This window comes from Bacillus sp. ChL18, from assembly GCF_026241425.1.
Lineage (GTDB): Bacteria > Bacillota > Bacilli > Bacillales > Bacillaceae > Bacillus > Bacillus velezensis.
In genome coordinates this window covers 316,689-336,309 of the sequence record NZ_JAPHWE010000001.1, presented here as the reverse complement: position 1 = coordinate 336,309, position 19,621 = coordinate 316,689, and the positions used below count along the sequence as shown (strand labels likewise).

Here is a 19,621-nt window from a genome sequence, read left to right as displayed (position 1 = left end):
TCAGGATTAGCTTCCGCCGATCTTCTGCTGAAGCTCCTTTCAGCGTATCGGAGCTTCTCTCTTAAACAGGGCTTCGGCGTACTCATATCCGTCACTCGAGATTCGTATGTATTCTACTCGAAATTATAGACAAGCAGAACCCGAATGTCAATGTTCCGTCCTGATTCGCAAAAAGTGTATGGCCGTCACTTTTAAAACGGCTGCCGCCGGTACAGCGAGAATCATGCCGGGAATGCCCGCGAGCTCTCCTCCGGCAAGGAGCGCCAGCATGATCACGACGGGGTGCATTCTGAGACTGCGCCCGACAATAAGCGGGCTCAAAATGTTTCCTTCTATAAATTGCAGAATAAAAATCGTGACGATTACGATGATCACAGCTTTAGCAGAAATCGCCAGCGAAAGGAGCAGCGCCGGTACAGCGCCGATAAACGGACCGAAATACGGGATGACATTCGTAATCCCGATGGCAAGACCCAAAATCAGCGGGTAAGGAAGCCCGAACAGCCAAAATGAAACGCCGGCTATTAACCCGAGCAAAAAACAAACGAGAAGCTGACCGCGGATGTAATCACCGAGAGAGTCGTCCACATCCCGCAGAAATTCACTCCCCCTTTTTCTCCAGGACTTCGGCGTCAAATACCAGACTGTCTTTTTCATGACGTCTATATCCTTCACCATATAGAACACGAGAAAAGGAATCGTCGCCGCGATCAGGATATAATCAAGCACGAAACGGATGCTTCTGATCGTGCTTTCAATCGTGCCGGCAAGAAACGTTTCTGTCTGCTGAATCATTTTGTCCATCCGATGGTGCATGCCGTCAGGCCAATGATCCGTGTGATTATGCAGATGCTTCAGCATACTGTTGTAGTTTTTGGCAAGACCGGGAATGCTCTCAGACAGATCCTGCAGCTGTTCAATTAAAACAGGAACCCCTTTATAAACCCCCCAGCCGATTCCGCCGAAAAACAGGCAATAAATCAGAAGCAGGCTTAAAGTTCTAGGCATCCCTTTTCTATGAAGCCATTCAGTAATCGGAAGTAAAAGATAAGCAATAAATACTGCGATGAATATAGGAATAAAGAGAGATTTTATAACAAGCCAAATGGGAGACCATAACATATCGAGCATGCAAAAGACATACACTGTTAACAAAACGAGCAGACATACAGCCGTCCACATTAAGAGCTGCAGCGGTTTTTGAAGCATGACGTTTCACCTCTTGCTTTATCTTTTGACAGAAAGCCGGAATTATTCCCCTTTCATAAACTCCGCCTTATGACGCAGACCTCTTGACGGAAATAATTATCAGAAATTACGAAATAATCTAAATAATATTCATAAAAATCTGTATAACCATCGTAATGTGTTAAAGGATTTCAAAAACTGTCCAGTCAATATGACTCATGTTTTTTTAAGGAGGATGGCCATGATTTCATTTCAGGATGTAAATAAGCACTACGGACATTTCCACGTGCTGAAAAACATTAATCTGCACATTAAAAAAGGGGAAGTCGTCGTTATCATCGGACCTTCAGGATCGGGAAAAAGCACGCTTCTCCGCTGCATTAATCAGCTGGAAACAGTTGATGGAGGCGCCTTAACGGTAAACGGCGTCTCCATCCATGACAAGAAAACGGATATAAATCAGGTCCGCCGCAATATCGGCATGGTGTTTCAGCATTTTCATCTGTACCCGCACAAAACCGTTCTGCAAAACATCATGCTCGCACCGATCAAAGTGCTTAAGGAATCAAAAGAAGAAGCAAAAGAAACGGCCTTATACTATTTGAAAAAAGTCGGTATACCGGAAAAAGCGGACGCTTATCCTTCACAGCTTTCGGGCGGCCAGCAGCAGCGTGTCGCCATCGCCAGGGGGCTTGCGATGAAGCCCGAAATTATGCTGTTTGATGAACCCACATCCGCGCTTGATCCGGAAATGATCGGGGAAGTGCTGGATGTCATGAAAACACTCGCAAAGGAAGGCATGACCATGGCAGTCGTCACACATGAAATGGGATTCGCAAAAGAAGTGGCGGACCGCATCGTGTTTATCGACGGCGGAGCCATCTTAGAAGAAGCTGCACCGGCTGAATTTTACGAAAGCCCCCGTGAAGAGAGGGCGCGTTTATTCTTAAGCCGTATTTTAAATCACTGAAAAGAAACGGAGGAGCGCTTATGTCACGCGTAACAAAATGGTTGTCATTCGGATTGATATCACTGCTGGCCGTCTTTATGCTGGCAGCCTGCGGAGGGAAAGAAACGTCCGGGGATTCAAAAGGAACGGGAAAAGACACGTTAGCCTCTATTAAAGACAGAGACAAAATCATCTTCGGCGTCAAAACCGACACGAGGTTATTCGGGCTGAAAAACCCAAGCTCCGGTGATATTGAAGGCTTCGATATTGATATCTCAAAACAGCTCGCAAAAGATATTCTGGGGGATGAGAAGAAAGCGGAATTTAAAGAAGTGACGTCAAAAACGAGAATTCCGATGCTGCAAAACGGCGATATCGATGCCATCACCGCCACGATGACGATAACGGATGAGCGGAAAAAAGAAGTTGATTTCTCAGATGTTTATTTTGAAGCCGGGCAATCCCTGCTCGTCAAAAAAGGAAGCAGCATCAAAAGCACCGAAGACCTGGGAAAAGGCTCAAAAGTATTGGCGGTAAAAGGCTCTACTTCCTCACAAAACATCAGAGAAAAAGCGCCTGACGCCTCAGTGCTGGAATTTGAAAATTACGCCGAAGCGTTCACTGCGCTTAAAGCGGGACAGGGAGATGCGCTCACAACCGATAATGCGATTTTATACGGCATGGCAGATGAAAATAAACAATATCAGCTGACAGGCGAAACCTTCACCGATGAACCTTACGGAATCGCCGTCAAAAAAGGCCAATCCGGACTCATCAAGGAAATCAACACCTCTTTGAAAAAAATGAAAGCCGACGGCAGGTACGAAAAAATCTATAAAAAATGGATTAAAGAAGAACCGGCAAAATAGAAAGGACCGCGGGATGAGCAGCCATGCTCATCCCCGTTTTATAAGGAGTGACATAGATGAACTTTTCAATTTTAACGGAAAACTTCGATATGTATATGGACGGTTTCCTGCACACATTGCTTGCGAGCTTCGTCGCGCTGGCAGGCAGTTTTGCGCTGGGCGTTCTGATCGCAGTCATGAGAATCACGGCTTTCAAACCCCTTCAATGGATCGGCACTGCGTATGTGGAATTTATCCGGAACATCCCGCTTCTCCTCATCACATTCGTTTTTTATTTCGGACTTCCGAACGCCGGGCTGAGACTGGACGGCTTTCAGGCGGGAACGATTGCGCTGACGATTTATACGTCCGCCTTTATCGCAGAAGCCATCAGAGCCGGAATTCAGACTGTCTCCAAAGGGCAGATGGAAGCGGCCAGATCGTCAGGCTTCACCTACAGTCAGGCGATGAGATATATCATTCTTCCTCAGGCCGTAAAAATCGTGATTCCCCCGCTCGGAAACCAATTTCTCAACCTTGTCAAAAACTCATCAATACTCGGAGTGGTGGCGGGACTCGATTTGATGTATCAGGCGGATCTCGTTTCCTCAAGCACTCTTGTCGTGTTTGATGTCTATATTTTCGTCGCGCTTTTTTATTTGATATTAACGATCCCGCTCAGCATCGGGGTTCACTATTTGGAAAGACGTCTCGGAAAGAGTTATTAGAGAAGGAGAGTGAAAAACATGGATTTTAGCGGCGCCTATACACCTGACCATCTGCTGTTTTTATGGGACGGCTTTTTGGTCACACTTTATGTTGCGCTGATCTCCATTGTCCTGAGTTTTATTTTCGGGCTTGCCGCCGGCACTTTGCGCTATGCGAAAATTCCTATCGTCTCGGGCAGTATAGCGGCCATTGTGGAAACCATCCGCAACCTGCCGCTGTTATTAATCATTTTCTTTACGTTTTTTGCCCTTCCGGAAATCGGGATCAAACTGGAAATTACCGCGGCCGCCATCACGGCGCTGACGATTTTTGAATCGGCCATGCTGTCAGAAATCATCAGAAGCGGTTTGCAATCCGTTGACAAAGGACAGATTGAAGCGGCGCGTTCTTCAGGACTGACATACACGCAGACTCTTTTTCTCGTCGTCATGCCGCAGGCGCTCAGGCGTATGGTTCCTCCGATTGTGAGCCAGTTTATCTCCTTATTAAAGGATACGTCACTTGCGGTCGTCATCGCTCTGCCCGAACTGATTCATAACGCGCAGATTTTAAACGGACAAAGCGCTGACGGAGGATATTTTTTCCCGATCTTTCTGCTGGCGGCCCTGATGTATTTCGCGGTCAATTACAGCCTGTCTCTCGCAGCCAGACGGCTGGAAGCGAGACAAACGTAAAAAGGATACTTCCGGAGAAGTATCCTTTTTTCTGCTTAAAACATTTTCATGACTCGTCTTCTCATCCGTTTCATACCTTTTTTATTCAGCATATCGGACTGAGAAGCCATACGATACATAACGGCTCCAGCTCCTAAAGCCAACAGAGAGGTCATTGTTCTGCCCATCGCGCGTATCTCCTTTCAACTTTAAAAATTGATACTGCGTTCGTCTTCAGAAAACAAATCATCAAGACTGCTTAACGTGCCGTCTTCCTCTACTTGATGTGTCGCAATTTTGCCTTTGGCCACCGTCAGCTCAATGAAGCAGCCCCAACAATAGTATTGGTTTACGCCGATTTTGCCGATATCTTTACTTTTGCAGTTCGGACATACAAGCACAGACTACACCTCTTATCCGTTCAGGACGATGCCTTCTTTCCCCGCTTCAATAAGCGTATCGGCGGCGCGGCGCACTTGGCGTCTGCCAGCCAGATCTGAAAAGAAGCCGTCCGAGAGTTCATATGCTACGATTATGCCCCTGTCCAAACAAAAGTATACATCTTCCAGCAAACCGAACATTTCACCATCGGGCGATTTCACCGGCTGCATTTTAATCTGTTCAAAGGTGAAACAGCTCTTCGGCAAAGGCTGCAAATGAGCATGACCGGCAGCTACGGCTTCTTGTTCCATCTCTTTTATATCACTTGCCTCTAAAAAAAGATGGCGGTTGTGAAACAGGCGTTTCTGCTCCAGCACGAAACCGAGAAACCGGCCGTCCAGAGAGAAACATACATCCGATATCATCCCGAGACTGCGCCCGGTGTTTTCGTCATATACTGTTCGTCCTTCAGCTGCATGGCATGTTCTCAAAGTGTGATCAACCACCTTTTGTTGAACACGTATAGGTTTTGCCAAGAAGCCGGGCAGCATACTTTGAAATGACTTCCACAGGCGAAAACCCGGCGCATGTTTATGCTCCGGGTTTTATTTACGCTTTTTCTTCCATAAAGTCAAACGGCGTGATACCTTCCATTCCGATGTTCGCATCATATACACTGAACGGCAGCTCTTTTTGCAGGGCGGCCAGTTCCGCATCCATCTCTTCAGTCTGCTCTGTGAGCCTGTTTTTAAGCGACGTCTGTCTGACGGTGGCATCATTGTTTTTGACGCCCCATTCAAGCGCTTCTTCTTCTCCGCAAAGAATCAGAAATTTTTTCGCTCTTGTTATGGCGGTATAAAGCAGATTTCTCCTGAGCATTCGATAGTAGCCTTTGACGACAGGCAGGACGACAATCGGGAATTCGCTTCCCTGCGACTTATGAATGGAACAGCAGTAAGCGTGGGTAAACTGGCTGAAATCCTTTTTCGTAAAGGTGATTTCGTTGCCGTCAAACGAGACGACGACCATGTCTTCTTTTTCCGTATTTTCTTTGGCATAAAAAATGGACACGATTTCGCCGATATCGCCGTTAAACACATTGTTTTCCGGCTGGTTGACAAGCTGCAATATTTTATCGCCCGTCCTGTAGACGACATCACCGAATTTCAGCTCCCGCCTTTTTTCTTTCGGCGGATTCATGATGTCTTGAAGAAGCATATTCAGCTCGTTAATTCCCGCTTTTCCCCTGTACATCGGGGCAAGCACTTGAATATCCCTGGAGGTATACCCCTTTTTTAACGCGTTCGAGACGACCTGATCCACGACTTCTTTAATCTGTGAAGAATTACAGCGGATAAATGAGCGGTCCTTAGTCGGCGCGGTCAGCCCCTTTGGAAGTAGTCCTTTTTTCATATCATGCGCAAGTTCCACAATGGATGATCCTTCAGCCTGACGGTAAATATCTGTCAGGCGCACGGTCGGCAGCACCTCAGAAGCCAAAAGGTCTCTCAGCACCTGCCCCGGTCCTACTGAAGGAAGCTGGTCTTCATCACCGACGACAATGAGCTGAATGTGCTTAGGAAGCGCCTTAAACAAATGGCTGGCGAGCCAGATATCGAGCATACTCGCTTCGTCTATAATGATCAGTTTCCCTTCAATCGGCTGATCTTCATTGTAGGTAAAGCCTTCAGCGCCATTCCAGCCGAGCAGCCTGTGAATCGTAACAGCCGGCAGACCCGTAGATTCGCTCATCCGTTTTGCGGCTCTTCCCGTCGGCGCGGCAAGCAGCACCGGGAACGTCTCGTCTTTTTTATAATCACCGGGGTCAAGCGATACTCCGTGCAGTTCACTGTATAATTCCACGATTCCTTTAATAACGGTCGTTTTCCCCGTCCCAGGTCCTCCGGTCAGTAAAAGCATGGGTGAAGACAGCGCTTTTTGAATGGCATCCTTTTGGCTTGGTGCGTATTGAACATTCATCCGTTCTTCCAGTTCACCGAGCGCAAGCAGAAATTCCGATTCAGGAAATTGATCGGCATACTCCGTCTGAGCCGCAATGTCGAGCACGCGTTTTGCGACATTTTGTTCCGCGTAAAACAAGGACGGAAAATAGCAGCGTTCTCCTTCAATGACGATATCCTTACTCTCCCCGAGGGCGATGATGCCGTCAGCCGCATCCATTTCCGTGACGCGGCCGCCTTCAGCTGACTGATTCAGAAGCGTTTGCGTATTGATAATCAGCTGCTTTGTCTCTATGTACGTATGGCCTTCTGAAAGACAGGTCGATTCAATCGTATATAAGATTGCCGCTTTGATCCGCTCCGGGTGGTTTCCTGACAGACCCATTTTTCCGCCCAGCTCGTCAGCTTTCACAAAGCCGATGCCTTCAACGTCTTTTACAAGCTGATAAGGATTTTCCTGAATTTTCTCCAGGGTTTCCGTTTCGTAGGCCTGATATATTTTCATTGATAGCTGGGGCCCGAAACCGTATTGGTTCAGAGAGATCATAATCTGCTCAAGCCCCTGATGCCGCTGCAGCTCTCCGGCAAGCTTATCCGCTTTCTTTTTCGACATTTTCGGCACATCGTAAAGCACCGACGCATCCGTCAAAATTTTATTGAGCGCGCCGTCTCCGAGCTTTTTGACGATTTCTTCCGCCGTTTTTTTTCCGATTCCTTCAAACAGATCACTTGATAAGTAGTGAATGATCCCTTCTTTTGTGGTCGGAATTTCTTTTTTAAAGTGTTCAGCCTGAAATTGCAGGCCGAACTTAGGATGCGTGGCGGTTTTTCCGTAAAATGTGTAGGTCTCATCTTCTTGCAGCAGAGGGAAGTAGCCCGTTACGGATACGACCTTGTCTTCGATCGCCTCAGACGTTTCTGCAACTTTGACTTTCAGCACTGTATACAGGTTGGTGTCATTATGATAAATGACCGTATGAATGACGCCTTTTACATACGGCTGTTCTTCGATGTTCAGCTGATCCACGAGCCTTCCCTCCTTTTGTTATGACTGGGTGATAAGCTGTTTCGCATGAAGCGCAAGCATATGATCAGGCTGTATGCCGATTGCGCCTTCCAGCATCTCAAGCGCCTTTTCACGATTTTCTTTGTACGCGTAAGCGACTCCGGCATTATAAAATGCGTCCGCGTGGCTTGGGTCCTGCTCGATCACCGTCTCAAACTGCGCCAGAGCTTCATCCAGCATTTCTTCATTTGCGAGGCACATTCCGAACTGGAAGCGTGCTTCCGTGTCATTTTCGTTTAATTCAACGGCACGCTGCAAATACGGCAGTGCAAGCTTCGGCCGCTCTAATTTAACGAGAACGGTCCCCAGCATATAAAACAAATCTCCGTTTTCCATTCCGGAGCGAAGCGCTTTTTCAAACATATCCTTCGCTTCGGGAAACGATTCTTTCATCACATATACGTTTCCCGCACCGTAATAAGCGGCTGCCGCCGAATTGTCCAATTCGAGCGCTCTGTTATAGAATGCAAGCGCCCGTTCGAGTTCGTTCACAGAAGAAAGCAGATTTGCGAAGTTGATATACGGCACCGGATCTTGCCCGTTTTCCTCAATCGCTTTCGTAAAGGCCTCTGCCGCTTTTTCAAAATCGCCCTCCTGCATGGCGTCAATCCCGATTTTATTATAATCCATTTTTAACTTCCTTTCGCTAAAAAACCCCAACATGCGAGTTGAGGTTTTTTACATGTGTTATACGTACCACAGTTTTGTTCCGTCTTTATAAACGTCGTCTATCGTTCCGCCGCCGAGGCACTCTTCTCCGTCATAAAAAACGACGGCTTGTCCCGGCGTAACGGCGCGTACCTGCCCGTCAAAAATGACTTCCGCTTCATCATCACCCGTCATTTTCACCGTTACTTTGTGATCTTCCTGACGGTAGCGGAATTTCGCCGTGCATGTCATTTCGCCGCCGTCCATCAGACCGGGACGCGTCCAGCTGACATTTGTCGCCGTGATCTTATCGGAATACAGAAGCGGATTATGGAATCCTTGATCAACATACAGAATGTTTTTTTCAAGATCTTTACCGACGGCGAACCACGGCTCGCCGCTTCCGCCGATTCCAAGACCGTGGCGCTGTCCGATTGTATAATACATCAGACCGTCATGACGCCCTTTTACTTCTCCGTCCATTGTCATCATATCGCCCGGCTGAGCGGGGAGATATTGGCTGAGAAACGTTTTGAAGTTGCGTTCGCCGATAAAGCAGATTCCCGTGCTGTCTTTTTTCGCAGCTGTCGCAAGTTCCGCTTCTTTGGCGATTTCCCGTACGCGGCTTTTTTGCAGATCACCGATCGGGAACATGACTTTGCTGAGCTGTTCCTGATTGAGCTGATTCAGAAAATAAGTCTGGTCCTTGTTTTCATCCAGGCCGCGGAGCATGCGCACTGTACCTGCGCTTCTGTCCACGCGGGCGTAATGGCCCGTCGCAAGATAATCAGCGCCGAGTGACAGAGCATGATCCAAGAAAGCCTTAAACTTAATTTCTTTATTGCACATGACATCCGGATTGGGGGTTCTTCCGGCTTTATATTCATCAAGGAAATATTGAAATACCTTTTCCCAATATTGCTTTTCAAAATTGACGGCATAATACGGAATTCCGATCTGGTTGCAGACCCGGATGACGTCTTCATAATCTTCCGTCGCCGTGCAAAAACCGTTTTCGTCCGTATCATCCCAGTTTTTCATAAAGATTCCGATTACATCGTAGCCCTGCTCCTTCAGCAGAAGGGCCGCCACGGAAGAGTCCACGCCGCCGGACATGCCGACTACGACTCTTGTATCCTCCGGCCGTTTTTCCATTTGCATTCACTCCATTAAAAACGTAAGTCCGCCGTTTTAAGCAAGCCGTTTAACGACGGCGGCAAGCTTTTCGGCGGCTGTTTCGATTTGTTCCACCGTATTGCCGAGGCCGAAGCTGAGGCGGATTGACGAAGTCAGCCTGCCGCTCTCACTTCCGAACATGGCCGTAAGCACATGGGACGGAAGAACGGATCCCGCTGTACAAGCAGATCCGCTGGAGACGGCAATGCCTTCCATGTCAAGATTGACCAGCAGCGCTTCCACCGGCACACCGGGAAAGTAAAGGTTTAAAATATGAGGCAGGCATTTCTCGGCATCTCCGTTCACCTCCGCTGTTACGCAGGATTTTTCCAGCGTGCTCATGATGATGTTCTTAAACTCCTTATACTTCGCTGTTTTCTCTTCCCTCTCACGGTTTGAAAGGACGACCGCTTCTTTTAAGCCGGCGATGCCCGGTACATTTTCCGTCCCCGCGCGGCGCTTTCGTTCCTGCTCTCCCCCGAGAAGAATCGGTGACAGCTTCACCTCTTGATTTACATATAAAAAGCCTGTCCCTTTAGGCCCGTTAAGCTTGTGACCGGAAACAGACAGCATGTCAATTCTGCTTTTTTTCACGTCAATCGGCATATAACCGAATGCCTGGACGGCATCTGTGTGAAAATAGGCCTGATGCCCGCTTAACAGCTCTCCGATTTCGTCAATCGGCTGAATGGTTCCGACTTCGTTATTGCCATACATGACGGTAACAAGGATTGTATCATCACGGAGCGCTTCTTTCACCTGATTTGCACTGATCCGTCCTGAAGGGCCGGGGATAAGGTATGTCACCTCAAAGCCGTCTTCTTCCAGCTTTTCGCAGGCGTGCAACACAGCATGATGCTCAACAGCGGTCGTAATGATATGCTTTCCTTCATTCTTCCGGGCGGCAGCCGTTCCGAAAATCGCTAAATTATCAGCCTCCGTGCCGCCGCTTGTGAAAATAATTTCCTGTTCTTTCGCACTGATTTCGCGCGCGATGTCCGCTCTCGCTTCATCGACCCATTTCCGGGATTCTCTCCCGAATGAATGAATGCTTGACGGGTTGCCGAAACTGCCGAAGAAATGGGGCTTCATCTCTTCGAGCACACGCTCATCCATCGGGGAAGTCGCGGCATGATCTAAATAAATCCGTTCCATTGTCTATACACCTCTGGTTTAAATATAGAACATATAAGCTTCCTGCTCGCCGTCCGTGTAGCTCGCAAGGTCTTCTAACGTCGTGCTGTCCAGCACGTCTTTTACAGCGTCGCGGATGCGGATCCATAACTCCCGCTTGGCAGGCTCTTCATCCTCAAGCACTTCTACCGGGCTGATCGGCCCTTCCAGCACTCTGATAATATCTCCGGCCGTTATCTCTTCAGGCTGGCCCCCGAGCACGTAACCCCCGTAAGCGCCTCTGATGCTTTTTACGAGTCCGGCGTTTCTGAGCGGTGATACAAGCTGTTCCAAGTAATGCTCAGAAAGGCTGTTTGTTTGGGCGATGCTTTTGAGCGACGTCGGACCGTCTCCGTGCTTTTTCGCCAATTCAATCATAATGGTGAGCCCGTATCTTCCCTTTGTCGATATTTTCAATATGAACACCCCAGTCAATTCTAATTGTTAATTTATACAAGTAAATGGATATGAATAATCTGTTTAGTATCTTATAGACCAACTGTTATTATAACATAACTTATCCTAATTTTCATTGAAACACGGGGCCCGCCGCAATTCGCTTTTCTAATCGTCCGTTTTCCGTTACCCTGTATATGTAAGGAGAGATGTACATGAAACCACTGGCGTATCGGATGCGGCCTGCCAATATCGAAGACATTATCGGCCAGGAACATTTGGTCAAAGAAGATAAAATCATCGGCAGAATGGTGCGTGCAAAGCACTTATCATCCATGATCCTGTACGGACCGCCGGGCATCGGAAAAACATCCATCGCCACAGCGATCGCAGGATCGACAAGCATCGCATTCAGGAAATTGAATGCCGTCATTCATAATAAAAAAGACATGGAGATTGTCGTACAGGAAGCGAAAATGTCAGGCCAGGTCATTTTAATCCTTGACGAAGTGCACAGGCTTGATAAGGGAAAGCAGGATTTTCTGCTGCCCTATTTAGAAAACGGCATGATTATTTTAATCGGCGCGACAACCGCCAACCCTTATCATGCCATTAACCCGGCCATCAGAAGCCGGACCCAGATATTTGAGCTTGAACCGTTAACACCCGATCTGATCAAGCAGGCATTGAAAAGAGCGCTCACAGATGAACACCGGGGACTCGGTTCTTACAGCGTTTCGGTGGACGACGACGCGATGGATCATTTCGCACAAGGGTGCGGGGGAGACGTCCGCTCCGCTTTGAACGCACTGGAGCTTGCCGTGCTCTCCACAAAGGAATCAAGCGACGGCACGGTCCGGATTACACGGGAAACAGCGGAAGAATGTCTGCAGAAAAAAAGCTATACTCATGATAAAAACGGCGATGCGCATTATGACGTCTTATCCGCCTTCCAAAAATCGATCCGAGGCTCGGACGCAAACGCCGCCCTTCATTATCTGGCCCGTCTGATCGAAGCCGGCGATCTTGAAAGCATATCAAGAAGGCTTCTCGTGATCGCCTATGAAGATATCGGCCTCGCAAGCCCGCAGGCAGGCCCCCGGGTGCTGAGCGCGATTCAGACCGCAGAACGGATCGGCTTTCCGGAAGCGAGAATTCCGCTGGCCAATGCGGTAATCGAATTATGCCTCTCGCCAAAATCAAACTCCGCCATCTCAGCCGTTGATGAGGCTCTCAAAGACATCAGGACGGGTAAAATCGGCGATGTGCCGAAACATTTAAAAGACGCCCACTATAAAGGGGCCCAAGAGCTCGGACGCGGGATCGGCTATCAATATCCTCACGATTTCGAAAACGGATGGGTCGAACAGCAATATTTGCCCGATCCGTTAAAAAACAAGCAATACTATAAACCGAAACAAACGGGGAAATTTGAAGCCGCCATAAAGCAAGTGTATGAAAAACTGATGAAGCAGAAAAAATAACCGGACAAGGACACCCTATGTGTTCTTGTCTTTTTTGATACCAGCCAAAATCTTTCGTGTAAACGGCGGATTCAAATAAAAAAACAGCCTTTCCTGAAGAAGGCTGTTTTTCTTTTTATTTATCTTTAACCCGTTTAATGTCGATGTCCTTTAAGAGCTCCATGACAACATGTCCGCCCATAATCAGACCGGCCACTGACGGAACCCAGGCGTTGGAAGACGGCGGCATTTGCGCTTTGCGGATTTTCGCTTCATCATTCCCGACTTCTTTTCTGACGTCTTCACGGATGACGATCGGGCTTTCATCAGAAAAAATGACCTGTACGCCTTTTTTAATGCCCTCTTTGCGAAGCCTTGTGCGGACGACTTTGGCAATCGGATCGGTATGGGTTTTTGAAATATCAGCAATCTGAAAGCGTGTCGGGTCTGTTTTATTCGCCGCTCCCATGCTTGAAATCAGCGGGACGTTCCGTTTCAGACATTCTTTCATCAGATGAATTTTATAATGAATCGTATCCGACGCGTCAATGACGTAATCAAGCGGATACTCAAAGAACTGCTCATATGTCTCTTCTGTATAAAACATTTTTAAGGCGACGACATCGCAATCCGGATTAATATCCGCGATCCGCGCTTTCATCAAGTCTGTTTTCGGCTGTCCCACCGTCGACAAGAGCGCATGCAGCTGGCGGTTTACGTTTGTAATGTCAACATCATCTTTATCGACAAGCACGATCCGCCCCACTCCGGACCTTGCCAATGCTTCGGCTGCGAATGAACCGACTCCGCCGACGCCGAGAACGGCCACCGTGCTGTTTTTTAACGTGTCCAGCCCTTCTTTTCCAATCGCTAGCTCATTTCTGGAAAACTGATGTAACAAGAACCTCACTCCACATTCTGGTTTTATAAACTCGGCTTGTCAAAAAGCCGCTGGTTTTAGCGCACAAAAAATAAAGTCCCAATTGTGCCGTTGCAGCTTTCCTTCGTTTTGAACCCGCTCTCAGCAGGTGGGTGCCCTTTTTTAAATCTTGTAAGTCCTCTTAACGAATGAAAAGAGGCATGTACGCCATTTAAAAATACGGGCTCCCAAATCAAAAAAATGTTCGGTCAAAACTAGGTGTACAACTAACACATCAGGACTTTATTTAACTTGTCAAAATCATATCACAGCAGATTTTGATTTTCAAGAAACAAACTGCTGATCTTTACTGTTTCACTTTTCTTTTGACAGAAAGGTGAAGTTCTTCAAGCTGGGCGTCGCTCACTTCGCCGGGCGCTTCCGTAAGAAGGCAGCTTGCGCTTGCCGTTTTCGGGAAAGCGATCGTATCTCTTAAGTTTGTGCGGCCCGCGAGAAGCATAACCAAACGGTCTAAGCCGAGCGCGATTCCGCCGTGCGGAGGTGCGCCGTATTCAAAGGCTTCGAGAAGGTATCCGAACTCCTCCTCCGCTTCTTCTTTTGTAAAGCCGAGAAGCCCGAACATTTTTTCCTGAACGTCTTTTTCAAAAATACGGATTGAGCCTCCGCCGAGTTCATAGCCGTTTAAGACGAGGTCGTAAGCCTGCGCTTTCATATCTTCAGGCGCCGTTTCAATCAGGTCAAGATCTTCACGGACAGGCATTGTAAACGGGTGGTGAGCCGCATAGAAACGGCCTTCTTCCTCGTCATGCTCCAGTAACGGCCAGTCCACAACCCACAGGAAGTTGAAGAGGCTTTCGTCAATCAGGCCGCGTTCTTTGCCGAGCTTTAAGCGAAGCGCGCCGAGGGATTGAGCCACAACCTCAAACTTATCAGCGCCGAACAGGAGCAGATCGCCTTCAGAAGCATCAAGCGCTTCAGCCAGTTTTGCCTGCTTCTCTTCATCAAAGAATTTCGCAATCGGGCCTTTTACGCCGTCAGCTTCAACTTTCACCCAAGCGAGACCTTTCGCGCCGTAATTTCCGGCAAAAACGCCGAGCGCGTCGATATCTTTTCTGGAATAGTCGCCGGCAGCGCCTTTGACATTGATCGCTTTTACAACGCCGCCGTTTGCCACGGCTGATGAGAACACCTTAAATTCAGTATCTTTCACTATGTCTGACACGTCCGTCAGCAGCATGCCGAAGCGGGTGTCGGGCTTGTCGGAACCGTAGCTGTTCATCGCTTCTTCATATGTCATTCGCGGAAGCGGCAGCGGTACTTCAACACCTTTTGTTTCGAGCATGACTTTCGCCATCATCTCTTCCGCCAGAGCCATGATGTCTTCTTGACTCATAAAGGACATTTCAATATCAATCTGCGTAAATTCCGGCTGGCGGTCGGCACGCAAGTCTTCATCGCGGAAGCAGCGGGCCACTTGATAATACCGTTCAAAGCCCGACACCATCAGAAGCTGTTTAAAAATCTGCGGAGATTGCGGAAGGGCGTAAAATTCTCCTTCATGCACCCGGCTCGGCACTAAGTAATCACGGGCGCCTTCGGGAGAGCTTTTTGTTAAAATCGGTGTTTCAATATCAAGAAATCCGTTTTCATCCAAGAAATGGCGGATGGATTTTGTGACTTGATGGCGCATTTGCAATGTTTGAAACATCGCCGGGCGGCGCAAATCCAAATAGCGGTGTTTTAACCGGACATCTTCAGAAACGTCAGCCGCCTGGTCACTGATCGGAAACGGAGGCGTTTTCGCCGTACTGAGCACCGTCACCGCTTCAGCTTTGATTTCAATTTTACCGGTTTTCAGGTTGGGATTCACCGTGCCTTCTTCACGGGCAGAAACCGTGCCTTCGATATCAAGCACATATTCGTTTCTGATTGCTTCCGCTGCGGCAAGGGCTTCCTTCGATACGTCAGGGTTGAACACGACTTGTACAATACCCGAGCGGTCACGCAAATCAATGAAAATCAAGCCGCCGAGATCGCGCCGCTTCTGCACCCACCCTTTCAGTTTGACGGTTTCGCCAATCGCTTTTTCAGTTATCTCGCCACAATAATATGTTCTTCCAAACATAGCGTTCCTCTCCTTCACTGCTTTTGATCTGCCTTTAACACTTGTATCAGCTCGTCTAACACCACTTCACGCTGCTCTCCTGTTTCCGCATCTTTTACATTGATTTTATTCTGAGCAAGCTCATCTTCCCCTAAAATCGCAATAAAACGTGCGCCGAGACGGTCAGCCGTTTTGAATTGGCCCTTCATCTTTTTATTTTCATAATCGATTTCACTTGAGATGCCCGCTTCTCTCAGTTTGTACACGAGGGAAACGGAATAATCCTTCGCTTTTTCTCCGAGCGTCACGATGTAGCAGTCAATCCCCTGATTGACGGGAAGCTCTGTTTTCTCAGCGTCAATGGCTGCCAGCAGACGTTCGATGCTCATCGCAAATCCGATACCCGGCGCTTCAGGTCCGCCGATCTGTTCAACAAGCCCGTCATAGCGGCCCCCGCCGGCAAGTGTTGTAATCGCTCCGAATCCTTCGGCATTGCTCATAATTTCAAAAGCGGTATGGTTATAATAATCAAGCCCTCTGACAAGGTTCGGATCTATTTCGAACGGGATGCCGAGATCGTTTAAGTATTGTTTTACTTTCTCAAAATAAGCGGCTGATTCTTCATTTAAGTAATCAAGAATGGACGGAGCCGTTTTCATCAGTTCATGCTCTCTGTCTTTCTTGCAGTCAAGAATTCTGAGCGGGTTTGTGTGCAGGCGCGACTGGCAGTCTGAGCAAAATTCTCCGATGCGCGGTTCAAAATGTTTGACGAGCGCTTCCCGGTAGAATTTGCGGCTCTCCTGGTCACCAAGGCTGTTCAGCACAAGCTTGACATGTTTCAAACCGGCTTTACGGTAAATACTCATCGCAAGCGCAATGACTTCTGCATCCACGGCCGGATCTTTGGAGCCGATCGCTTCAATTCCGAATTGATAGAATTGGCGGAAACGCCCCGTCTGCGGACGTTCGTAACGGAACATCGGTCCGACATAATAAAGTTTCGTCGGCTGCACCGGGTTCGCAAATAATTTATTTTCATTGAACGCACGGACTGCGGCAGCTGTTCCTTCCGGCCGAAGCGTCAGGCTTCTCCCTTTACGGTCTTCAAACGTGTACATTTCTTTCTGCACGATATCTGTAGACTCACCGACGCCTCTTGCGAACAATTCCGTATGCTCGAAAATCGGCGTGCGGATTTCTTTATATTGATAAGTGCGGCACGTCTCCCTCATAATTTGTTCGACGAACTGCCATCTGTCTGATTCACCCGGCAGTATGTCCTGTGTGCCTCTCGGAATGTGATATGCCATGTTACAGGCCTCCTTAATGTCTTTCTTCAAATAAAAAAACTCCCGCTCCTACTATACATGTATAGTAGGGACGAGAGTTATACCCGTGGTGCCACCCTAGTTGGAATGCCGAAGCATCCCCGCTCTGACCTTTAACGCAGGTTCACGTCCGCTGCCTAATGACTTGCAAAAGCGTTCAGCAGGGAACCTCCGGAGTGTTGTTTCGAGAAAGATGCAGTGCGGATCCGCTTTCAGCCCGGGGCGGTTCCTCTCTTCTCCATGCATTCTGACCTACTCTTCTCCATTATCGGTTCAAAATCGTTATCATGACTTATGTACATCAATTTCTATTATAATAATGGGATTGCACTCCCCTGTCAAGTTTTATTCCGTCTGTTTTTCCTTGCGACCGCTTCTTTCGATAAGAGACCGAACTCCGTCGCCGTCTCTTCAAGAAACCCCGCCTTTTCTCTGTCGCTCTGATCACTGAAGTGCAGATTTCCTTCCGCATCGTGCAGCGCGCGTCCCATTTTTGGTTGATATTTCATGATTTGCACACCTTTTCGCTGTATTTATGACTAGTATAAACAAACCATTTTATTTTTATTTAACATTCAGCAAGGAAAATACGATATTATACAAGAATGTATTTTAGTTAGTTCAGAAAGGAGGACAGCCATGAAGAAGAGAACTCTTGCTCTTATTTTATGCGGCGTCATCATCACAGCGCTTCTTCCGTCATTCCACACCGCAATCGCCGCAGAGGGAGAAGCGGTCATCGCGACAGACAAGATCAATGTCAGAGGCGGTCCCGGCCTGAGCTATGGAATTAAGGCTGAAGTAAAAAAAGGGGAAAGATACCCGATCGCTAAAGAAGAGGGAGACTGGGTGCAGCTTCAGCTGAGCCCCGGTAAAACCGGATGGGTCGTTTCCTGGCTGATATCAAAAACAGCCGGGGGAGCAGACAATTCATCCGCAACAAGCGGAACGGTCACTTCGACCGATCCTGACCTCCGCATCAGAAAAGGCCCGGGGACATCTTATGAAGTCATCGGCAAACTTCCGCAAGGCGCACATGCATCCGTGCTGGACAAGAACAGCGGATGGGTGAACATTTCTTATCAAGGCACAACCGGATGGGTTTCTTCCGAATACGTCACCGCGGACAGCGGCGGATCGGATACGAAAGCAACTTCGGCCCGAAGCGGGTCAAAAAACGGGACGGTCGGCGTTTCTTCATTGAATGTCAGAAGTGCAGCATCACATGATTCAGCGATTATGACTAAATTATCACGCGGAACAAAGGTTTCCATCATAAGTGAAGACCACGGCTGGCTGAAAATTGAAGCAAACGGGCAAAAAGGCTGGGCAGCAAGCCACTACATCATAAAGGATTCTGACTCATCGGACAGCGCATCCGGCTGGGGAGACGGTTCTGCGGGCTCAAGCTCCTCGAAAAAAGCGTATATTGTTTACGGCGGCACCAACTTAAGGAGCTCGGCCTCGACTTCCGCTTCTATCGTAAAAAGAGCAGATAAAGGCGCAGCCTACCCGATTGTCGGCTCAAGCGGCAAATGGTATGAAGTCAAGCTTGAAAACGGACAAACCGCATATGTGGCAAACTGGGTCGTACAAACGTCAAAAAGCGGTGAGGAAACAGGTGAAGCACCTTCTCCTAACACGTCAGGCGGCAGCGGCTCACTTAAAAACAAAACGATTGTCGTTGATCCCGGACACGGAGGAAAAGACAGCGGAACGATCGGCTACTCCGGAAAGTTTGAAAAAAACGTAACCATTAAAACCGCTAAGCTGCTGGCCCAAAAATTGCGGGCATCCGGTGCAAACGTGTATATCACCAGACAGGATGATACTTTTATCAGCCTGCAGGCCAGGGTTTCAACCTCTCATTACCGGAATGCGGATGCCTTTATCAGCATTCACTATGACAGCTATGCCGATACGTCAACGCGGGGAAGCACGGCTTATTATTACAGTCCGTCTAAGGATCGCCAGCTTGCCTCAGACGTCCATTCTGAAGTAGTGAAGCGTTCCCCTATCCCGGATCGCGGCGTTCTGTTTGGAGATTATTACGTCCTGAGGGAAAATAAACGGCCTGCCATGCTGTATGAGCTCGGCTATCTCAGTCAACCGCAAGAAGAAACAATCATACATAGCGGCTCTTACCAGGAAAAAGTGACAGACGGAATTGAAAGCGGATTGGAACATTATTTTCAATCATAAAAAAAGCTGCCGAACGGCAGCTTTTTTTATTGTTTAGAATCCATAATCAATGTAATCGGCCCGGAATTCGTCAGCTGAACATCCATCATGGCTCCGAATATTCCGGTTTCCACTTTGACTCCTTTTTCCCGAAGGAGCTCGTTCCACTTTTCATAAAGGAGCACTGCCTGATCCGGTTTAGCCGCATTCATAAAATTCGGGCGTCTCCCTTTCTTCGTTTCGCCGTAAAGCGTAAACTGGGAAACGGATAAAATCTCCCCGCCCGTATCCAAAAGCGATAAATTCATCTTGCCGCTTTCATCGTCAAAAATCCGGAGATTCACGATTTTATCCGCCAAGTAAGCGGCATCTTCTTCTGTATCTTCATGAGTGATGCCGACAAGCGCCATAATGCCGGGTCCGATCCGGCCGGCGACAGCGCCGTCAACCGTCACACTTGCTTCTGTTACACGCTGAACAACTAATTTCATAGCAAG

At 48.1% G+C, this 19,621-nt stretch carries 20 protein-coding genes, 1 other RNA gene and 2 other annotated features (1 of these 23 running past the window's edge); of the genes, 6 read left to right on the top strand and 15 right to left on the bottom strand.

The annotated features are described in order from the left end of the window. Positions 1–104: a binding site (T-box leader), on the bottom strand (it extends 104 nt beyond the left edge of the window). Positions 105–147: 43 nt separating this feature from the next. Next, positions 148–1,209: an AI-2E family transporter gene (locus tag OQ477_RS01820; protein ID WP_007612803.1), complete on the bottom strand. Its 1,062-nt coding sequence runs from the start codon at positions 1,207–1,209 to the stop codon at positions 148–150. Positions 1,210–1,429: 220 nt separating this feature from the next. Here OQ477_RS01820 and OQ477_RS01815 point away from each other — a divergent pair, with 220 nt between their 5' ends. From OQ477_RS01815 to OQ477_RS01800, 4 genes are read left to right on the top strand one after another with little or no spacing between them, the layout of a single operon-like run. Then, positions 1,430–2,158, top strand: coding sequence for an amino acid ABC transporter ATP-binding protein (locus tag OQ477_RS01815; RefSeq protein ID WP_265971197.1), 729 nt, complete (start codon positions 1,430–1,432; stop codon positions 2,156–2,158). A gap of 20 nt (positions 2,159–2,178) precedes the next feature. Next, the gene (locus OQ477_RS01810) at positions 2,179–3,006 is read left to right on the top strand and encodes a transporter substrate-binding domain-containing protein (protein WP_265971196.1); all 828 of its coding nucleotides are present in this window, start codon (positions 2,179–2,181) and stop codon (positions 3,004–3,006) included. Between the two features lie 56 nt (positions 3,007–3,062). Continuing rightward, the gene (locus tag OQ477_RS01805) at positions 3,063–3,713 is read left to right on the top strand and encodes an amino acid ABC transporter permease (protein ID WP_265971195.1); all 651 of its coding nucleotides are present in this window, start codon (positions 3,063–3,065) and stop codon (positions 3,711–3,713) included. 18 nt (positions 3,714–3,731) lie between these two features. After that, complete coding sequence (locus OQ477_RS01800) at positions 3,732–4,388, top strand: amino acid ABC transporter permease (RefSeq protein ID WP_032873869.1); 657 nt, start codon at positions 3,732–3,734, stop codon at positions 4,386–4,388. Positions 4,389–4,423: 35 nt separating this feature from the next. Here the strand turns inward: OQ477_RS01800 and OQ477_RS01795 are convergent, their stop codons facing one another. The 8 genes from OQ477_RS01795 to cymR all read right to left on the bottom strand — a co-directional run bounded on the left by OQ477_RS01795 (position 4,424) and on the right by cymR (position 11,189). Continuing rightward, on the bottom strand, positions 4,424–4,555 hold the full coding sequence (locus OQ477_RS01795) for a YrzQ family protein (protein WP_003152741.1): 132 nt from the start codon (positions 4,553–4,555) through the stop codon (positions 4,424–4,426). 21 nt (positions 4,556–4,576) lie between these two features. After that, entirely contained in the window at positions 4,577–4,768 is a 192-nt protein-coding gene (locus OQ477_RS01790) for a hypothetical protein (protein ID WP_003152738.1), read from the bottom strand. Between the two features lie 12 nt (positions 4,769–4,780). Next, positions 4,781–5,239 carry a PRC-barrel domain-containing protein gene (locus tag OQ477_RS01785; protein WP_025649674.1) on the bottom strand — a complete coding sequence of 153 codons (459 nt, stop codon included), beginning with the start codon at positions 5,237–5,239 and terminating at the stop codon, positions 4,781–4,783. A 118-nt stretch (positions 5,240–5,357) separates the two neighbouring features. Continuing rightward, positions 5,358–7,736 carry an ATP-dependent RecD-like DNA helicase gene (locus tag OQ477_RS01780; RefSeq protein WP_017418224.1) on the bottom strand — a complete coding sequence of 793 codons (2,379 nt, stop codon included), beginning with the start codon at positions 7,734–7,736 and terminating at the stop codon, positions 5,358–5,360. Between the two features lie 18 nt (positions 7,737–7,754). Next, the gene (locus OQ477_RS01775) at positions 7,755–8,375 is read right to left on the bottom strand and encodes a tetratricopeptide repeat protein (RefSeq protein ID WP_265972401.1); all 621 of its coding nucleotides are present in this window, start codon (positions 8,373–8,375) and stop codon (positions 7,755–7,757) included. A gap of 87 nt (positions 8,376–8,462) precedes the next feature. Continuing rightward, the gene (gene mnmA / locus OQ477_RS01770) at positions 8,463–9,578 is read right to left on the bottom strand and encodes a tRNA 2-thiouridine(34) synthase MnmA (protein ID WP_012118077.1); all 1,116 of its coding nucleotides are present in this window, start codon (positions 9,576–9,578) and stop codon (positions 8,463–8,465) included. Positions 9,579–9,614: 36 nt separating this feature from the next. After that, positions 9,615–10,754, bottom strand: coding sequence for a cysteine desulfurase family protein (locus tag OQ477_RS01765; RefSeq protein WP_265971193.1), 1,140 nt, complete (start codon positions 10,752–10,754; stop codon positions 9,615–9,617). A gap of 18 nt (positions 10,755–10,772) precedes the next feature. Further along, entirely contained in the window at positions 10,773–11,189 is a 417-nt protein-coding gene (cymR, locus tag OQ477_RS01760; RefSeq protein ID WP_003152730.1) for a cysteine metabolism transcriptional regulator CymR, read from the bottom strand. A gap of 194 nt (positions 11,190–11,383) precedes the next feature. Between cymR and OQ477_RS01755 the strand changes: the two genes are divergently transcribed. After that, positions 11,384–12,652 carry a replication-associated recombination protein A gene (locus OQ477_RS01755; RefSeq protein ID WP_029326053.1) on the top strand — a complete coding sequence of 423 codons (1,269 nt, stop codon included), beginning with the start codon at positions 11,384–11,386 and terminating at the stop codon, positions 12,650–12,652. 115 nt (positions 12,653–12,767) lie between these two features. On the opposite strand, the gene OQ477_RS01750 is transcribed toward OQ477_RS01755, so the two are convergent. The 5 genes from OQ477_RS01750 to OQ477_RS01730 all read right to left on the bottom strand — a co-directional run bounded on the left by OQ477_RS01750 (position 12,768) and on the right by OQ477_RS01730 (position 17,452). Continuing rightward, entirely contained in the window at positions 12,768–13,532 is a 765-nt protein-coding gene (locus tag OQ477_RS01750) for a ThiF family adenylyltransferase (RefSeq protein ID WP_012118080.1), read from the bottom strand. 71 nt (positions 13,533–13,603) lie between these two features. Next, a non-coding RNA gene (ssrS, locus tag OQ477_RS01745) (6S RNA) lies at positions 13,604–13,795 on the bottom strand. Between the two features lie 62 nt (positions 13,796–13,857). Further along, positions 13,858–15,636 carry an aspartate--tRNA ligase gene (gene aspS / locus OQ477_RS01740; RefSeq protein ID WP_007408199.1) on the bottom strand — a complete coding sequence of 593 codons (1,779 nt, stop codon included), beginning with the start codon at positions 15,634–15,636 and terminating at the stop codon, positions 13,858–13,860. 14 nt (positions 15,637–15,650) lie between these two features. Beyond that, entirely contained in the window at positions 15,651–16,925 is a 1,275-nt protein-coding gene (hisS, locus tag OQ477_RS01735) for a histidine--tRNA ligase (protein ID WP_224182143.1), read from the bottom strand. A 63-nt stretch (positions 16,926–16,988) separates the two neighbouring features. Then, positions 16,989–17,221, bottom strand: a binding site (T-box leader). A gap of 60 nt (positions 17,222–17,281) precedes the next feature. Further along, complete coding sequence (locus OQ477_RS01730; RefSeq protein ID WP_003152722.1) at positions 17,282–17,452, bottom strand: YrzK family protein; 171 nt, start codon at positions 17,450–17,452, stop codon at positions 17,282–17,284. A 130-nt stretch (positions 17,453–17,582) separates the two neighbouring features. On the opposite strand from OQ477_RS01730, the gene OQ477_RS01725 reads away from it, so the two are divergent. Beyond that, positions 17,583–19,145: an SH3 domain-containing protein gene (locus OQ477_RS01725; RefSeq protein WP_265971190.1), complete on the top strand. Its 1,563-nt coding sequence runs from the start codon at positions 17,583–17,585 to the stop codon at positions 19,143–19,145. 26 nt (positions 19,146–19,171) lie between these two features. Here the strand turns inward: OQ477_RS01725 and dtd are convergent, their stop codons facing one another. Then, positions 19,172–19,615 (bottom strand): D-aminoacyl-tRNA deacylase, encoded by a 444-nt coding sequence (dtd, locus tag OQ477_RS01720; protein WP_007408194.1) that lies wholly within the window; start codon positions 19,613–19,615, stop codon positions 19,172–19,174. Positions 19,616–19,621 lie beyond the last annotated feature (6 nt).